Here is a 16,426-nt window from a genome sequence, read left to right as displayed (position 1 = left end):
GCCAACCAGGTGAAGGCGCGCCCACGGCGGATCTGCGGGCTTTGAGCCAACTGCCTGTTACATACGCTCGGGAACGGGCACACCCAGCAGGTCGAGCCCCTTCTCCAGAACGTCCAGGACCAGCTTGCACAGGGCCAGCCGGTGCTGCCTGGTCTCCGGGTCGACGCCTTCCTTGGTCACCGGGCACTCATCGTAGAACGTGCTGAAGAGGCTGGCGGTCTGGAACAGGAAGTTGCACAGCCGGTGTGGCTCCGACTCGGTCGTGACCTGGGAGACCAGCTCGCCGAAACCGAGCAGCTGGAGGCCCAGCGCGCGCTCGGCCGGTGCGGCCAGCACGATGGGGCCTGTCGCCTCGGCCGGAGCCACCCCCGCCTTGCGGAAGATGGAGCGGATCCTGGCGGTGGCGTACTGCATGTAGGGGCCGGTGTTGCCGGTGAAGCTGATCATGCGGTCGAAGTCGAGGACGTACTCGCTGTCGTGACTGACCGACAAATCGGCATATTTCACCGCGCCCATGCCGACGGCGTGCGCGATCTCCTTCGTGGTGGCCTCGTCGTAGCCCCGGTCGGCGATGGCCGCCGTGGCCCGGTCGACGGCCTCCTGGAGCAGGTCCATCAGCTTGACGGACTCGCCGGAGCGGGTCTTGAACCGGCGCCCGTCCTTGCCCAGCATCATGCCGATCTGGACGTGCTCGGCCGAGACCGAGTCGGGCAGCCAGCCCGCCAGCCGCGCCGCGGCGAACACCATCCGGAAGTGCAGCGCCTGCTCGTTGCCCACGACGTAGAGGATGCGCTCGGCCTTCAGGTCGTGGACGCGGTAGCGGATCGCCGCCATGTCGGTGGTGGCGTAGCCGTAGCCGCCGTCGCTCTTCCTGATGATCAGCGGCAACGGCTTGTCGTCGGAGCCGGTGAAGCCGGGCGGGAACACGCAGAGCGCGCCGTCACTGATCACCGCCGTCCCGGCCGCCTCGAGGTCGTCGCACGTCTTCTGGAGCATGGGGTTGTACATGCTCTCGCCGGCGAGGTCGGCATCGGTCAGCGTCACGCCGAGCAGTTGGTAGACCTTGTTGAAGTAGCGGACGGTGGCGTCCATGAACACGTGCCACAGCCGCATCGTCTCGGCGTCGCCCGACTGCAGCGTGGTCACCCGCACCCGGGCGCGCTGCCTGAAGGCGTCGTCGGAGTCGAACTTCGCCCGTGCCGCCTGGTAGAACTCCGTGCCCTGACCGGCCTCCAGCTGCGCGACCGCGGCCTCCTCGCCGATCTCGAGCAGGTGCTCGATCAGCATGCCGAACGGCGTGCCCCAGTCGCCCAGGTGGTTCTGCCTGATCACGGTGTTGCCGAGGTGCTCGTGCAGGCGGGCCAGCGAGTCGCCCACGATCGTGGTGCGCAGGTGGCCGACGTGCATCTCCTTGGCCGCGTTGGGCGCGGAGTAGTCGATCACCACGGTCTGCGACGGCGTGATCGTGCCGACGCCGAGCCGCGGGTCGGCCAGCATCCGCGTCGCCTCGGACTCGATCCACGAGTCGTCGAGGGTGATGTTGAGGAAGCCGGGGCCGCTGACCTCGATCGTGCCGGGGAAGTCGGACAGCTCCGTCTTGATCGCCTCGGCGACCTCCCGCGGCGCCCGTCGCAGTCGCTTGGCCAGGCTCATCGCGACGTTCGCCTGGAAGTCGGCGAACTGGGAGGGCCGGATCAGCGGATCTGCGTCGGCGTGCTCCTGGCCGAACGCGCGCGCCAGCGCCTGCTGGACGCGCTCGGTGAGCACTATCTGCGGGTCGGTCATGTTCTAAGGGTACCGGCGACCTTGACAGCGACGCTTATCATTACCGCCGCCACGATCGAGATGCCGACGGAGGTCAGATCGTTGCCGAGGTCGCCGGGTTCGAGGGCGAAGAAGTGCCGTACGAAGGGGATCGTCAACCCGATCGCGAACGCCGCCGCCATCGAGGCGACCAGCGCGATCCGCCACCAGTTGAGCGGCCTGGCGATCAGCACGAGCACCCACCAGGTGGTGAGGAAGAGCGTGATCACCGCCGAGGTCTGATCCTCGACGAGCGTGGAGGTGCCGCTGTGGGCGGCCCAGAACGACAGCAGCACCGCCGCCGCGCACAACACCCCGGCGGGTACGGCGAAGCGCAGCACCCTGGGGACGAACCCCGGCTTCGAGCGCTCGAACGTGGGCGCGAGCGCGAGGAAGAGCGCGGGGACGCCGATGGTCAGAGCGTTCGTGAGGGTGGAGTGGCGGGGCGCGAACGGGAACATGACCCCGGCCACGCCGACCAGGAGCGACAGCACGATCGCGTAGAAGGTCTTGGTGAGGAACAGGTTGGAGACGCGTTCGATGTTGGCCAGCACCCGCCGTCCCTCGCCCACGACGTGCGGCAGCGTGGCGAACTTGTCGTCGAGCAGCACCACCTGCGCGACCGCCTTGGTGGCCGGGCTGCCCGCGCCCATCGCGATGCCCAGGTCGGCGTCCTTGAGCGCGAGCACGTCGTTGACGCCGTCGCCCGTCATGGCCACGGTGTGGCCCCTGGCCTGCAGCGCGGTGACGAACTGCCGCTTCTGCCGGGGGCTGACGCGGCCGAACACGGTGTGGGAGTCGAGCAGCTCGCCCAGCTTGTCCTCGTCGTCGTAGGGCAGGTCGCGGGCGTCGATCGAACGGTGCGCGTCCGGGATCTCCAGGCCGGTGGCGATGGCGGAGACCGCGGTGGGGTTGTCGCCGGAGATGACCTTGACCGCGACGCCCTGCTTGGCGAAGTAGCGGAGGGTCTCGCGGGCGTCGGGCCGGACGCGCTGCTTGAGCGTGACGAGCGCCACCGCCTCGATGCCGTCCCCGCCCGCCTCGACGTCTGCCCTGCCTGCCTCTGCCCTGCCTGCCTCGATGCCGTCCCCGCCTGCCTCAATGCGAGTCGTGCTCGCTTGAGGGGCGGGCAGGGTTCGGGCGCGGCCCAGGACGAGCACGCGGGCGCCGGTGGCGGCCAGCTCGGCGGCCTGGTCGTAGGCGTCCCCGCCGTCGAGCAGCACGTCCGGCGCCCCCAGCACCCACGCGCCCCGCTCGCCGAAGTGGGCCCCGCTCCATTTACGCGCCGACGAGAACGGCACCGTCTCACCGGCCGTCCACCCGTCCCGGGCGCTCTCGTAACGGGCCCGGATGGCCTGGGCGGTGGGGTTCGGCGAGTGGTCGAGGTGGGCCAGGGCGGCCAGCGCGTCCTCGACCGGGTGGCCGTCGCGCAGGGGCAGCACCTGGTCGAGGTCCATGCCGCCGGCGGTGAGCGTGCCCGTCTTGTCCAGGCACAGCACGTCCACCCTGGCCAGGCCCTCGATCGCGGGCAGCTCCTGGACCAGGCACTTGTGCCGGCCCAGCCGTACGACGCCGACGGCGAACGCGATCGAGGTCATCAGCACCAGGCCCTCGGGGATCATGGTGACGATGCCCGCGACCGCGCCGGTGATCGCGGTGCCGAAGTCGGCGGAGTGCTTGAGCTGGCTGTAGATCAGCAGGGCGCCGATCGGGATGACCAGCCAGGTGATGTACTTGATGAAGTTCGCCACGCCCTCGCGCAGCTCGGAATGGGCGAGATGGAACTTGCTCGCCTCTTCCGCGAGCTTCACCGCGTACGCGTCGGTGCCGACCCGCGTGGCCACGAACGCGCCCGCGCCCGCCACGGCGAAGCTGCCCGACAGGACCTCGTCGCCGGGCTGCTTGTGCACCGGGTCGGCCTCGCCGGTCAGCAGCGACTCGTCCACCTCCAGCCCGTCGGACTCGACCACCTCGCCGTCCACCAGCAGGCGTTCGCCGGGGCCGAGCAGGATCAGGTCGCCTAAGACCACGTGGCGGGGCTGGACCAGCCGTTCTTCGCCGTCCCGCCGGACCCGTACGGGCGCCTCGTTGATCACCGCGAGCTTGTCGAGGGTGCGCTTGGCGCGCAGCTCCTGGACGATGCCGATCAGTACGTTGGCCACGATGACCAGGCCGAACAGGCTGTCCTGCCACTCACCGAAGATCAGGACCAGTGCCCAGAGCACGCCGATGACGAGGTTGAACAGGGTGAAGACGTTCGCCCTGACGATCGCGCTCAGCGACCTGCTCGACCGCCGCGGGACGTGGTTGGGCTTCGCCCCCGCCACCTGTGCCGAAGTGAGTCCGCTGGCCACTGTGGAGAGCCGGTCCACATAACCCCCTGTTTCTGTGGATCGGTCACACCCTACGGGGTCACCACAATCTGTGGGAGCGATGTGTGGTGGCTATCTTGTCGCCGATGCGGGACACGATTCCGACCGAGGACAGGTCGGCCGCGAGCTTGCAGGCCGCGCTGATTCCGTCGGCCCTGGACGAGCCGTGGGCGATCACGACGGTGCCGTTCAGGCCGAGCAGCACGGCGCCGCCGTACGCCTCGGGGTCGAGGCGGCGGCGCAGCTCGCGGATGCGCGAGCGCTGCATCGCGGCGCCCAGCCTGGCCAGCCTGCTGTCGGTGACGGCCGCCCTGAGCTCGGTGAACGCGTAGCGGACCGCGCCTTCCATGGTCTTCAGTGCCACGTTCCCGGTGAACCCGTCGGTGGTGATCACGTCCACCTTGCCGGTCAGCAGGTCGTGTCCCTCGACGTTCCCCTCGAACCGGAGGCCGGGGGAGGCCTGCAGCAGCTCGTGGGCGCGCTTGACGAGCTTGTTGCCCTTCTCGGCCTCGCTGCCGATCGTGAGCAGGCCGACCCGGGGCGTCTCGATGCCGTACGCGAGCTCGGCGTAGGCCGTCCCCAGATGGGCGAACTGCACCAGCATTTCCGGCTTGACCTCGGCGTTGGCGCCCGCGTCTATGAGCACGGTGGGGTTGGGGAGGGTGGGGATGGGGACCGCTATGGCCGGTCTCAGCACGCCTTGCTGGCCTTTGAGCCGCAGCCTCCCGGTGGCCACGATGCCCGCCGTGGAGCCCGCCGACACGACCGCGGCGGCGTCGCCGCGGCGTACGAGGTGGCAGGCGACGGCGATGCTCGAACGGGGCCGGCGCAGGCTCGCCAGCGCGCCCTCGTCCATGGCCAGCGCCTCCTCGGCCCGTACGATCGGGACCTCCTTGGTGGCGTCGTGGTCGGCGAGCGCCTCGTAGAGCACGCGGGGGGAGCCGACGAGCACGACGGACAGACCGCGCTCCCGGACGGCATGCACCGCTCCCGCCACGATCTCGTGGGGTGCGTGGTCGCCGCCCATGGCGTCGATCGCGATGGGCCTGCTGTCGGACAATGATCACCTCGTACGGCATCGAGCCCGCCGCCACGGCTTGACCGGAACGCGGGCTCGGTATGTCCGCATAGTAGGCAAGGCAGGTGCCAGGTTAACCGGCGGGTAGGCCCTGTTGGTTCCCTCGAGGACCCCTTCCAGTCTCACCGACTCCCCGGCTCGCCCCCACACCCCGCCGCCGTCGCCCGGACGACCCACCCCTGCCTTCTCTTGCGAGGCGGCGGCTCGGTGGCTCCGCGGCCTTCGCGGCGCCGACTCAGTGGAGGTTCCAGTCGTCCTTACCGCGCGACACGATCACCTTGGAGAACTTCGACGACCCCGTGACCCGGATCAGCGGCCCGTCGGCCTGCGAGCCCCCCGTCACGTTGCGCTTGCCGAAGATCGACGCGCCCTCGTCGATCACGTGCGCGTTGTCCGGAACGCGCACGATCAGCTTGCTGAACCAGGCGTTCGTCTCGATGGTGATCTCGCGGCCCGGCAGCACCGCTTCCGAGAGGTCGATGATGAGTGCCCCGAACCGGGCCGACAGCCGGGTGTTGCGGGAGGCCACCCACCGCCCCTTGCGGACGATCTTGCTGAACTTCGAGTCGATGACCTGCTGTTCGATGGCGGCGGGCACGTTGGACGCGGACACCTCGGGCAGGTCCCGGGTGAGGGGGACGAGTTCGCCCACCGTCTTCGCCGCGTAGGCGACGTCCAGGCGGTCGGCGTGCTCGACGCTGGTGAGTCTTCCTGTGGCGAGGGCCTCTGACAGGACCGCGGCCACGCGGTCGCGGTCGGCGTCTGAGGCCCGCTGGTCAGGGTCATGGATCACGGTAAATCAGTGTATGCCCATTCGCGATATGTCGCGAGTGTCCGTGAACCTCAAGGAAAACTTGGAGTCCAGCGGAACCGCTGACGTGCCTGACAGCGTCCGGGTATTAAGAACCGTAGACGCGCGACAGGGTCGTGAGGTTTACACCCGATCGAACAAAAAAGATGGGAACGGCCTAGTGATCTTGAACCAAGCTGGCACGCGGCGCTTCAAGGCGTACACGTCCAAGCACCTCGACGAGCTCTTGAAGCGTGCGGGGCTGGGTGACGAAGAGCGGCTGAAGGTCCGCGCCGTCGCCACCGTGCTGCCGTTCCGGACCAACGCCTACGTCGTCGATGAACTCATAGATTGGTCGGCCGCACCCGACGACCCGATTTACCGGCTCGTCTTCCCGCAGGAGGACATGCTTCCCGCGACCGACGTCGCCCGGCTGGCGGACCTGCTCAAGGCCGAGGCGCCGAACGTCGAGATCCAGGCGGAGGCGAACCGCGTACGCGCACAGCTCAACCCGCACCCCGCAGGCCAGAAGGAGCTCAACGTCCCGAGGATGGGCGACGAGCCGGTGCCTGGCATGCAGCACAAATATGCAGAGACCGCGCTGATCTTCCCCAAGCAGGGGCAGACCTGTCACGCGTACTGCACCTACTGCTTCAGGTGGGCGCAGTTCGTCGGGGACGCGGACCTGAAGTTCGCCTCCGACGACATCGACCAGATGGTGGCCTACATTCGCCAGCATCCCGAGGTCACCAGCGTCCTGATCACCGGCGGCGACGCGATGATCATGGGCGAGCCCGTCATCAGGCGATATATCGAGCCCTTGTTGGATCTGGAGCAGCTCGAGTCCATCAGGATCGGCACCAAGGCGCTGGCCTACTGGCCGCAGCGCTTCACCACCGACCCTGACGCCGACGCCACGCTCGGGCTGTTCGAGGAGGTGGTGAACGCGGGCAAGAACCTCGCGTTCATGGCCCACTTCTCGCACCCGCGCGAGCTGGAGTCGCCGCTGGTCGAGTCCGCCGTCAAGCGGATCCTCGGCAGCGGGGCCACGATCAGGACCCAGGCGCCGCTGATCAGGTCGATCAACGACGACCCGGCCGTGTGGTCGCACATGTGGCGGCGGCAGCTCCGGATGGGGATGATCCCGTACTACATGTTCATCGAGCGCGACACCGGGCCGCAGGACTACTTCGCGGTGCCGCTGGCGCGTGCGTACGAGATCTTCAGGGACGCGTACTCGACCGTCTCGGGGCTCTGCCGCACGGTCCGCGGGCCGTCGATGTCGGCCACGCCCGGCAAGGTGTGCGTCGACGGCGTCACCGAGATCGCGGGCGAGCAGGTGTTCATGCTCCACTTCATCCAGGCGCGCGACCCCTCGCTCGTGGGGCGGCCGTTCTTCGCGCGCTACGACCCGTCGGCCGTCTGGCTGACGGACCTGCGCCCGGCGTTCGCCGAACGTTTTCCGTTCGAGCCCGCCGGGGCGCTGCTGCCCGTCTGACCGGTCGCCCGCGTCCACGCGACCGGAAATCCGCGCCCGCGGCCCGTGACATTTGTTTTCGCGACCCTTTGTTCACGGGCCGCCCGGGGCGTAAATTTCCCGGGATCCGCTCCAAGTTTTCGTGTACGCCATCCAAAGCTTCCCCGTACGGGATCCGAACCGGCGCGCTCGTGAAGCCGTACCGAGCGCGCGCAATATCGGAAACTAGACCCGTCTATTTCCCGTTTTGTCTCCCCGCTCAACGCTCTTCCTTCACTCGGTAACCGGCCTGCAAACCCCTGCTACATGGGCTTTCATGCGCCTGCGGCCGATCACGGCGAGTGATAGAACTGCTGGCGTAGCTCAGCCGTGACGGCACGCTTCGTGTGGTGCCCATAGCGCGCACGCCACGGCTTTCGGGGGTTATCGATTCGCATTTCCACCGCATTCGAGAGCGATCGATCACGAGCCGGGAAGGCAATCATGAATCGAGTAGTCAAGACGGCTGTCGCCGTCACAGTATTCGGCCTGGCGGCGGCTTTGGCCGTGCCGGCACAAGCGGAGGCCGGGAACAACGCCGTCCGCAACGACGGCGGCGGCACCAACAGCCCGCTCGACGGCCTGCTGGGCGGCGGCCTGCTGAAGGACGGCCTGCTGAGCGGGCTGGTCGGCGGCGGCCAGCTGAACGGGCTGCTGGGCGGCGGCCTTCAGGGCAAGTCCGCGGCGCAGCCCAGCCGTCCGATGACGAGCGTCGAGCGGGACATCGCAGCGGAGAACCAGAAGAGGCAGGGATACACCACCACGCCGAACGCGGCCGAGGACGTCACCAACTTCGGTGGTCCGCTGCCGGAGCTGTCACCGATCGTCGGCGGGTTCTCGCTCGGCGGCGGGGGCCTGACCGAGTCCCTGCCCGTGCCCGCCCTGTCGGGGGCGGCCCGCATGGCCCAGCCCGTCGCGACCTCGGTTAAGGCCGGCCGGCAGGACGGCGGCCAGGTCCTGACCGAGGGGGAGACCCTGCGCGGCGCGTACGACGCGACGACGGGCCTGTTCAACACGTCCTTCGGTGACGCGATGGACAAGCTGAACAACAACAGCGTGCTGCCGGGCACCGGATCCACCCTCCTGAACGCCGGCGCGGCCACGGCCAAGACCATGGGCAGCACCAGCAAGGGCATCGAGACCCTGTCGGCCGAGTCGATCGTGGCCGGTCTCGGCGAGGCGGCCCGTCGGGCCCTGCCGCACGCCGCGAGCGGCCGGCTGTCGCCGGTGGTCGGCCAGGTGGCGCCGGTCGAGATGGCTCCGGTCATCGAGGCGCTGCCGAGCACCGCGCAGGCCGCCTCCGTGGACGAGCTCACTCCGCTCGTCGAGGACACCTCCGGCGTCGTGTCGGCCAACGGCGCCAAGGCCACCGGCACCTACGGTGACGTGCTGATCGCGCTCGGCTGGTCCACCGAGTCGCTGACGAGCTCGGTGCGTGACTCCTGGATTCGCCACTAGACGCGATGGAGGCGCCGTAGAGCGGTGGCTCGCCGAGGGCCGGGGTGACGGTTCGCGGGCGTCCTAGGTGCCGACGCCCAGGAACCGGCCGTGCCGGCCGCGAGGCGGTCCCGTTCGCGCGCCCCAGCTGTTCTCCGAACGGCGTGTTCCCTTTCCCGGGCCGGGCGACTGCCGGCGCTCTGGCGCGGCAGGTCCGGTGTCGCCGCCGCGACGTGGCGCGTCGCGTGCCGATGTGCTGGAACGGCGGTCCGCGTGCCGCCCGTTCCCGCCCGGCAGGCCCGGTGCCGTCACTCTGGTGCGGTAGGTCGGCGGGGGCTGACTGGGAACACCGGCGCTCCGGCGCGGCAGACCGGCAGACCGGCAGGTCGGCAGGGAGGCTGACTGGGGACGTTTCTCGCACCGACGCGGCAGGCCGGCGGGGCGCTCACAGGTGCCGAGCGCCGACGGCACTGGCGCGCGTGGGTGGCGAGACCCCGCGCAAGCGGGCAGATCTCATGACGGGCCTGGGCGGACGCGCCCACGGCCCGGCTCGCGCAGCGCGCCGCCACTGCAGGGCAGCGGCGCCGCCCGAGCCCGCCGCCGACCCCGACATCCGGGGTCGGCGGCTTTTCCATGCGCCGGCCGGCCATGGAGATCGCCGGACGCTTTCCCGGCGGGTTCGGGGTGCGGCAGGTCTACAACCCGCACCACCGCACCCCGCTCGCCCGCGACGGCGTGCTGCGGGGGCCGCTCCCTCGCGCCGGCTCAGGCCCGCTCTTTTGTGCCGGCTCTGGCCCGCTCCTTTGCGTTGGCTCAGGCCCCTCTTTTGCGCTGGCTCTGTGCCGCTTTTGTGCTGGTTCCGGGCCTGTTCTTTGTGCTGGCTCTGGGGGTCGCAAACCCCATCCTGTACGGCGGAGCACGGGCGGCGCCACCCGCCGCACGGGGCCGGCGGCCTCCAGGGGGACGCCCGCTGACCCGCACGGGGCCGGCCGCCGTCACGGCGTGCTCTCAGCCGTCCAGGGGGACGGTGGGTCGTGGCTCTGCGGAGTGGGTGATTGTCGTGATTACGGGCCGGTCGGGGGGCTCAGGGCAGGCGGACGCCGGTGCGCCGGGCTATCTGGGCCTGCAGTCTGGCCATCTGCCAGTGCAGCTCCAGCAGCTGCTCGGCGAGCTGTATCCGGGGAATCTCGGCCACGTCCTCGGTGGCCAGGTGGTCGATCGCGGTCGAAAGCTCCACCATCGCGCGCTCCCACTCCATCAGCGTACCTCGGATCGAATTGACGTTCGAATCCTATCGGAACGGCAGCCACGATGTCAGTCTTTTGCCACTGCAGTCGCCCGCGTTTCGCACACAACAGCGAAAAACGCAAAGGTGTCGGTGTTTGTGGCCGTAACCCGGCAGGGCATCGGGCCGGAGCGGGGGGAGGCTCCGAGCCGTGCGGCGGCGGCGGTCGCGCCGTGAGAGGAGATCAGCCCTTGTTGTAGGCGGCGATGACTTCCTTCGGGTCGCCGTCCATCTTGATCTTGCCCTTGTGCAGCCAGATGACGCGGTTGCAGGTCTCCTCGATGACCTTGAGGTCGTGGGCCACGAGGAAGACCGTGCCGGCGGACTCGCGGATCTGGCGGATGCGCTCCTCGCTCTTCTTGCGGAACTCGCGGTCGCCCGTGGCCAGGGCCTCGTCGATGAGGAGGACGTCGTGGGTCTTGGCCGAGGAGATGGCGAAGCGGAGCCGGGCGCCCATGCCGGAGGAGTAGGTGGACATGGGGAGCTGGACGAACTCGTCGATGCCGGAGAAGTCGACGATCTCCTGGTACTTCTCGCGGACCTCGGCCGGCGTCATGCCCATGGCGTAACAGCCGAGCACGATGTTGCGCTCGCCGGTGAGCTCGCGCATGAGGGCCGCGTTGACGCCGAGCAGCGAGGGCTGGCCGTCGGTGTAGACGGCGCCCTTGTGTGGCGGCAGGAGGCCCGCGATGGCCCGCAGCAGCGTGGACTTGCCCGAGCCGTTGCGGCCCACGATGCCGATGGCGTCACCGTGGTAGGCCACGAAGGTCACGCCCTTGACCGCGTGGACCTCTTTCATCTGCGGGCGGCCCTGGCGCTTGAGGATGCGCGTGAGGGCGTTGACCGCGTTGCCCTTCTCGGCGTCGGAGGCGGCGCCGTAGACGCGGTAGACGATGTGGAGATCGTCGACGATGACGGTCGGAGTGCCCGTGGGGACGTCGAGTGGCCGCTTGCCCTGGGGCTCCGGATTGGGATGCACTCTCACATCCTTGCCGGGGACGGCGGGCTTCTCGCCCTTCACCTGTGACAGCTCCTTGGTAAGTTCAGCCACGCCCGTACCTCTCCTCGGACCGCCAGAAGTACCAGAACCCGAAGCCGAGTGTGAACACCGCCCAGAATACGCAAGACACCAGCACCATGGTCGGGGGGTGGTGGCCGAACTGCTTATTGTGGCTCGAGATGAGGATCTCGCGCATCCATTCGATGTAGGAAGCGGCGGGATTCATGTACATCACATTGGCCACCCATTGGGGCAGCTCGGCGGAGCCGACGACCTTGTCCTGGATCGAGAAGAACACGCCGGAGGCGTAGAGCCAGGTGCGGGTGATGAACGGCAGCAACTGGTTGAGATCGCGCATCGAGGCGCCGAGCCGGGCGACGATCAGGCCGGCGCCGATGTTGAACATCGTCTGGAGCAGCAGCACGACCGGGATCATCAGCCAGAACCAGTTGAGCCCCTCGCCGGTGAGCAGCACGATGACGAGCAGGATGCCCATGGAGATGGCGAGCTGCTGGAGCTCCTGGATCGTGTAGGCCAGCGGCAGCGAGGCGCGGGGGAAGTGGAGCGCCCTGATGAGCGACAGGTTGCCCGAGATCGACTTGGCGCCCGCGGTGACCGTGCGCTGCGTGTAGGTGAAGACGAACATCCCGGTGAGCAGGAACGCCGTGTAGTTCTCGATGTTCTTGCTGCCGCCGAGGATGAGGCCGAACATCAGGAAGTAGATCCCGGCGTTGAGCAGGGGAGTCAGCACCTGCCACAGCTGGCCGAGGGCGGAGCTGGTGTACTTCGAGACGTTGCGCGAGGTCGCGTACGTCAGGATGAAGTGTCGCCGCTCCCAGAGCTGGCGCATGTAGACAGGGAACCTCGGCCGCGCGATGGCACGGCGAAGTCCGTATCTCTTGGCGAGCTTGGCCAGCGGCTCCTGCCCGCTTCGGCCGCCCGCCTGGGCGTCCGCGACAGCGGATTCCGGCTGGCTCATGGCAAGGACTCTATTGGATCCCGGTCGGTGAGGTGCCTGCCGCGCGGGTTGGCGGCAGCGTCAGTTGGACGGAGCCTCGGGACGCTCGGTTCCCAAGGTGCCGTCAAGACCTGCTCAACCGTAGCCCAGCGAGGCGCGGTGCGCTGGCAAGGGCGCGACCACTCTCATGTAGAGGGTAATTTTCATCGTCTGTTCACGTCCTGGCCGTACCGGTTACACGGGCTCTGTACGATTTGTTGCCTGTTGGGCTGAATGTCTGTGACGCTGGATTGGCACACGTGTGACCGAACTGCAACGCGCCAGAGACTCCCTGGTGGCAAGTAGTAAGGGATAGTCGCGATCGACTGGCAGGGCGTCGGCTGGTTTGACCATGTCAGCCAAACCCGGGGGGAAAACCAGGATCCCCCCGTCAGGCTGCTCACGATCACCGCAGCTCAGCGCTTACGCCCACCTGTAGAGGGAGGAATTCTTTCACCATGCGTGTTACTAAGGGCGTACAGATCGTCGCCGGTACCGCGCTGCTCGCCCTCGCGGTTGCCGCGTGTGGCGGCGGTGCCTCTGACAGTGGCGGCACTGCTGCCGGGGGCGGCGGGGAGACGCCGGTCCGCATGGAGATCGGTGAGCCCCAGGAGCTCCTGAACCCCCAGAACACGACCGAGACCGAGGGTTCCGAGGTCCTTGCCGCAGTGTTCTCGCCGCTGGTGCGCTACGACGAGAACAAGCAGCCAGTTGAGGAGGCCGCCGAGTCGATCACGACGTCGGACAGCAAGGTCTGGACGATCAAGCTCAAGTCCGGCTACACGTGGCACGACGGCACGCCGGTTACCGCCGCCGACTACGCTCGCGCGTGGAACTACGCGGCCCTGCAGGACAACGCCATGGGCTCGTCCTACTTCTTCGGGCGCGTCGACGGCTACGCCGACGTGCACCCGGGTGAGGGCAAGACGCCGACGGCCAAGGAGATGAAGGGTCTCAAGGTCGTCGACGACTCCACCCTCGAGGTGACGCTCTCGGCGCCGTTCTCGCAGTTCAAGACGATGCTGGGCTACACGGCCTTCTACCCGCTGCCGAAGGCGGCCCTCGGCCCCGACGGCAAGGTGACGCAGCAGTTCGGTGAGCAGCCGATCGGCCAGGGTCTGTTCAAGCTCGACAAGCCCTACAAGAAGGGCACCGACCAGACCATCGACCTGACGGTCTACGACAAGTTCCCGGGCGCCAAGCCGAAGAACTGGAAGAAGCTCCAGTTCAAGGTCTACACGAGCTCCGAGACCGCGTTCAACGACCTGCAGGCCGAGAACCTGGACATCCACGACTCGCTGCCGCCGTCGACGATCGCCACCGCCAAGTCCGTGCTCGGCGACCGCTACCACGACGAGCCCGACGCCGCCGTGGGTTACATCGGCGTCCCGCTGCAGTACAACCCCGAGTTCAAGGACCCGCAGGTCCGCAAGGCCATCTCGCTGGCCATCGACCGGAAGACCATCACCGAGACGGTCTTCTCCGGCACCCGCGCCCCCGCCGACGACTTCATCAACCCGGCCATCCCCGGCTACCGCCAGGGCGCCTGCGACGCGTGCACGTACAACCCGGCCGAGGCCAAGAAGCTGTACGACGCCGCCAAGGGCCCCAAGACCATCGAGCTGGGCTACAACGCCGACGGTGGCCACAAGGAGTGGATCGAGGCGGTCGCCAACAACCTCCGCGCCAACCTGGGCATCGAGGTCACGCCGAAGCCGTTCGAGAAGTTCCAGGGCATCCTGGACGCCCTGGACGCCAAGGAGTACAAGGGCCTCTTCCGCATGGGCTGGTCGATCGACTACCCGTCGGCTGAGAACTACCTGACGCCGATCTTCGGCACCGGCTCCATCGGCACCGGCTCGAACTACGGTGGCTACTCCAACAAGGCGTTCGACGACCTGGTCGCCAAGGGTGACCAGGCCGCCGACGCCGCCGAGGGCCTGAAGTTCTACCAGCAGGCCGACGACATCCTCGTCAAGGACCTTCCGTACATCCCGGTTTACTTCTACCGGAGCAACTTCGGGTACTCCTCGAAGGTGAAGAACGTCAAGCTCAACCTGCTCAACCAGGTTAACTGGGCCGACATCGAGAAGGCCTGACGTTCATTCGCGCGGTGGACGGCGCTTGCCGTCCACCCGCCGGAGGGCTGAGCTTGGAGGCAGCCACTCGAGCCGGGTGAACCACGGGCTCCGGGGGCTGCCTCCAAGTCATGTACCGGAGGGCTTGTATGGGCCGTTATGTCATCAGGCGCTTGATCCAGGCGATACCCGTCCTGCTCGGCGCCACGCTACTCATCTTCATGATCGTCTTCGCACTGCCTGGGGACCCCATCGCGGCGCTGTTCGGAGACAAGCGTCCGGACCCCGCGGTCGCCGAGGTCCTGCGCGAGCAGTATCACCTCAACGATCCGCTGCTGCTGCAGTACTGGTATTACATCAGCGGCGTGCTCTTCCGCGGTGACTTCGGCGTGAACTTCGCCGACGTCCCCGTGTCCCAGGTCATGGCCGGCAAGTTCCAGGTCACCCTGAACCTCGCGGTGACCGCCCTCGTGATGGAGGCGCTCATCGGCGTCGGCCTGGGCCTGTGGGCGGCGCTGCGCCGCGGCAAGGCCACTGACACCGCGATCCTCGCCTCCACGCTGCTGCTCATCTCGGTGCCCACGCTGGTCACCGGCTTCGTGCTGCAGCTGATCCTGGGCGTCAAGCTCAAGCTGTGGACAGGGCTGGACATCTTCCCGGTCGCGGGCACGTTCGCGGGCTGGCGCAGCTACCTGCTGCCCGGCTTCGTGCTCGCCGGGACGTCGATCGCGTACCTGACCAGGCTCACCAGGACCAGCCTGGTGGAGACGCTCAGAGCGGACTACATCCGCACGGCCACGGCCAAGGGCCTGCCGAGGCGGCGTGTCATCGGCCGGCACGGGTTGCGTAACGCGCTGATCCCGCTGGTCACCTATCTCGGCGCCGACCTCGGCAACCTGATGGGCGGCGCGGTGATCACCGAGACGATCTTCAATCTCCCGGGGATTGGAAATCAGCTGTTCCAGTCGGTTTACTTGCGAGAACAACCGGTTGTGGTGGGAATCATCACCGTCCTGGTGCTGATCTACATCCTGGCCAACCTGGTCGTCGACCTGTTGTACGCCGTGCTCGACCCGAGGATCCGCTATGAGTAACCCCATCCCGCCGGTCGGGCCCGGGCTCCCGGAGACGCAGACACTGGTCACGGACGCGGTTACCGACCCGGCGCCCGCCCCGCGGGGCAAGAAGGGCAAGGAAGGCAAGCCCGCGAGCCTGTGGACCGACGCCTGGTACGACCTCAGGCGCCGGCCGATGTTCATCCTCTCGGTGGTCATCATCCTGGTCCTGCTCGTCATGTCGTTCCTGCCGTGGCTGTTCACCTCGATCGACCCGTTCAACGCCAGGACCTGTGACCTGTCGACGGCCAGGCAGGCGCCCAGCGCCGGCCACCTGTTCGGCAAGGACAGCCTGGGCTGCGACGTCTACGCCAGGACGATCTACGGCGCGCGCAACTCGATCGTGATCGGCGTGTTCACCACGATCATCACCACCCTGGTCGGCGGTCTGCTCGGCCTGGTGGCCGGCTTCCGGAGCGGCGTGGTCGACACGGTGTCCTCGCGGGTCACCGAGATCTTCTTCGCCATCCCCCCGATCCTGGGCGCGCTGCTCATCGCCGCCACCTTCCGCGGCCGGGCCAACAGCATCATGCTGGTGATCCTCGCGCTGGCAGTGCTCGGCTGGCCGATGACGTTCCGCATCATGCGGGCGGCCGTGATCACCGCGAAGAACCAGGACTTCGTGGTCGCGGCCAGGGCACTGGGCGCGGGAGCAGGACGGATCATGTTCCGCCACCTGCTGCCCAACTCGCTGGCGCCGGTCATCGTCGTGGCCACGATCAACCTGGGCGGCTTCATCGCCGCCGAGGCCGCGCTCTCGTTCCTGGGCGTGGGCGTCCAGTCGCCGGACATCTCATGGGGCCTGATGATCGCCGACGCGCGCATCAGATTCCTGGAGGCGCCGCTGCCGCTGGTGTTCCCGGCCGTGTTCCTCAGCATCACGGTGCTGGCGTTCATCATGATGGGCGACGCCGTACGCGACGCGCTCGACCCGAAACTCAGGTAGAAGGGGGGA

At 68.1% G+C, this 16,426-nt stretch carries 12 protein-coding genes; 5 read left to right on the top strand and 7 right to left on the bottom strand.

Annotated elements, in window-relative coordinates:
• Positions 1–57: 57 nt before the first annotated feature.
• The 4 genes from argS to HD596_RS10005 all read right to left on the bottom strand — a co-directional run bounded on the left by argS (position 58) and on the right by HD596_RS10005 (position 6,046).
• Positions 58–1,785 carry an arginine--tRNA ligase gene (argS, locus tag HD596_RS10020; protein WP_185068995.1) on the bottom strand — a complete coding sequence of 576 codons (1,728 nt, stop codon included), beginning with the start codon at positions 1,783–1,785 and terminating at the stop codon, positions 58–60.
• Positions 1,782–4,175: an HAD-IC family P-type ATPase gene (locus HD596_RS10015; protein WP_185068994.1), complete on the bottom strand. Its 2,394-nt coding sequence runs from the start codon at positions 4,173–4,175 to the stop codon at positions 1,782–1,784. Before HD596_RS10015 ends, argS begins: the two co-directional genes overlap by 4 nt.
• Positions 4,176–4,215: 40 nt before the next feature.
• A complete protein-coding gene (plsX, locus tag HD596_RS10010) occupies positions 4,216–5,235 on the bottom strand; it encodes a phosphate acyltransferase PlsX (RefSeq protein ID WP_185068993.1) in 1,020 nt (339 codons plus the stop codon).
• A gap of 253 nt (positions 5,236–5,488) precedes the next feature.
• Positions 5,489–6,046 (bottom strand): DUF1707 SHOCT-like domain-containing protein, encoded by a 558-nt coding sequence (locus HD596_RS10005; protein ID WP_313043458.1) that lies wholly within the window; start codon positions 6,044–6,046, stop codon positions 5,489–5,491.
• A gap of 178 nt (positions 6,047–6,224) precedes the next feature.
• Here HD596_RS10005 and HD596_RS10000 point away from each other — a divergent pair, with 178 nt between their 5' ends.
• The gene (locus HD596_RS10000; RefSeq protein WP_185068992.1) at positions 6,225–7,541 is read left to right on the top strand and encodes a KamA family radical SAM protein; all 1,317 of its coding nucleotides are present in this window, start codon (positions 6,225–6,227) and stop codon (positions 7,539–7,541) included.
• A gap of 462 nt (positions 7,542–8,003) precedes the next feature.
• Complete coding sequence (locus HD596_RS09995; protein WP_185068991.1) at positions 8,004–9,017, top strand: hypothetical protein; 1,014 nt, start codon at positions 8,004–8,006, stop codon at positions 9,015–9,017.
• A 1,063-nt stretch (positions 9,018–10,080) separates the two neighbouring features.
• Here HD596_RS09995 and HD596_RS09990 read toward each other — a convergent pair.
• From HD596_RS09990 to HD596_RS09980, 3 genes are all read right to left on the bottom strand, one after another.
• Complete coding sequence (locus tag HD596_RS09990) at positions 10,081–10,236, bottom strand: hypothetical protein (protein ID WP_185079459.1); 156 nt, start codon at positions 10,234–10,236, stop codon at positions 10,081–10,083.
• Between the two features lie 229 nt (positions 10,237–10,465).
• Positions 10,466–11,332, bottom strand: a complete 867-nt coding sequence (locus tag HD596_RS09985) for an ABC transporter ATP-binding protein (RefSeq protein WP_185068990.1) — start codon at positions 11,330–11,332, stop codon at positions 10,466–10,468.
• The gene (locus tag HD596_RS09980) at positions 11,325–12,260 is read right to left on the bottom strand and encodes an ABC transporter permease (RefSeq protein ID WP_185068989.1); all 936 of its coding nucleotides are present in this window, start codon (positions 12,258–12,260) and stop codon (positions 11,325–11,327) included. Before HD596_RS09980 ends, HD596_RS09985 begins: the two co-directional genes overlap by 8 nt.
• A gap of 476 nt (positions 12,261–12,736) precedes the next feature.
• Between HD596_RS09980 and HD596_RS09975 the strand changes: the two genes are divergently transcribed.
• The 3 genes from HD596_RS09975 to HD596_RS09965 all read left to right on the top strand — a co-directional run bounded on the left by HD596_RS09975 (position 12,737) and on the right by HD596_RS09965 (position 16,417).
• Complete coding sequence (locus HD596_RS09975; protein ID WP_185068988.1) at positions 12,737–14,377, top strand: peptide ABC transporter substrate-binding protein; 1,641 nt, start codon at positions 12,737–12,739, stop codon at positions 14,375–14,377.
• Between the two features lie 110 nt (positions 14,378–14,487).
• The gene (locus HD596_RS09970; RefSeq protein WP_313043451.1) at positions 14,488–15,450 is read left to right on the top strand and encodes an ABC transporter permease; all 963 of its coding nucleotides are present in this window, start codon (positions 14,488–14,490) and stop codon (positions 15,448–15,450) included.
• The gene (locus HD596_RS09965; RefSeq protein WP_185068986.1) at positions 15,443–16,417 is read left to right on the top strand and encodes an ABC transporter permease; all 975 of its coding nucleotides are present in this window, start codon (positions 15,443–15,445) and stop codon (positions 16,415–16,417) included. The genes HD596_RS09970 and HD596_RS09965 overlap by 8 nt, the downstream gene beginning before the upstream one ends.
• The last annotated feature ends 9 nt before the right edge of the window (positions 16,418–16,426 follow it).

Source organism: Nonomuraea jabiensis, assembly GCF_014204795.1.
Taxonomy (GTDB): Bacteria; Actinomycetota; Actinomycetes; order Streptosporangiales; family Streptosporangiaceae; genus Nonomuraea; species Nonomuraea jabiensis.
The sequence above is the reverse complement of the archived record's forward strand: the minus strand, read 5'-3'. Positions and strand labels throughout refer to the sequence as shown.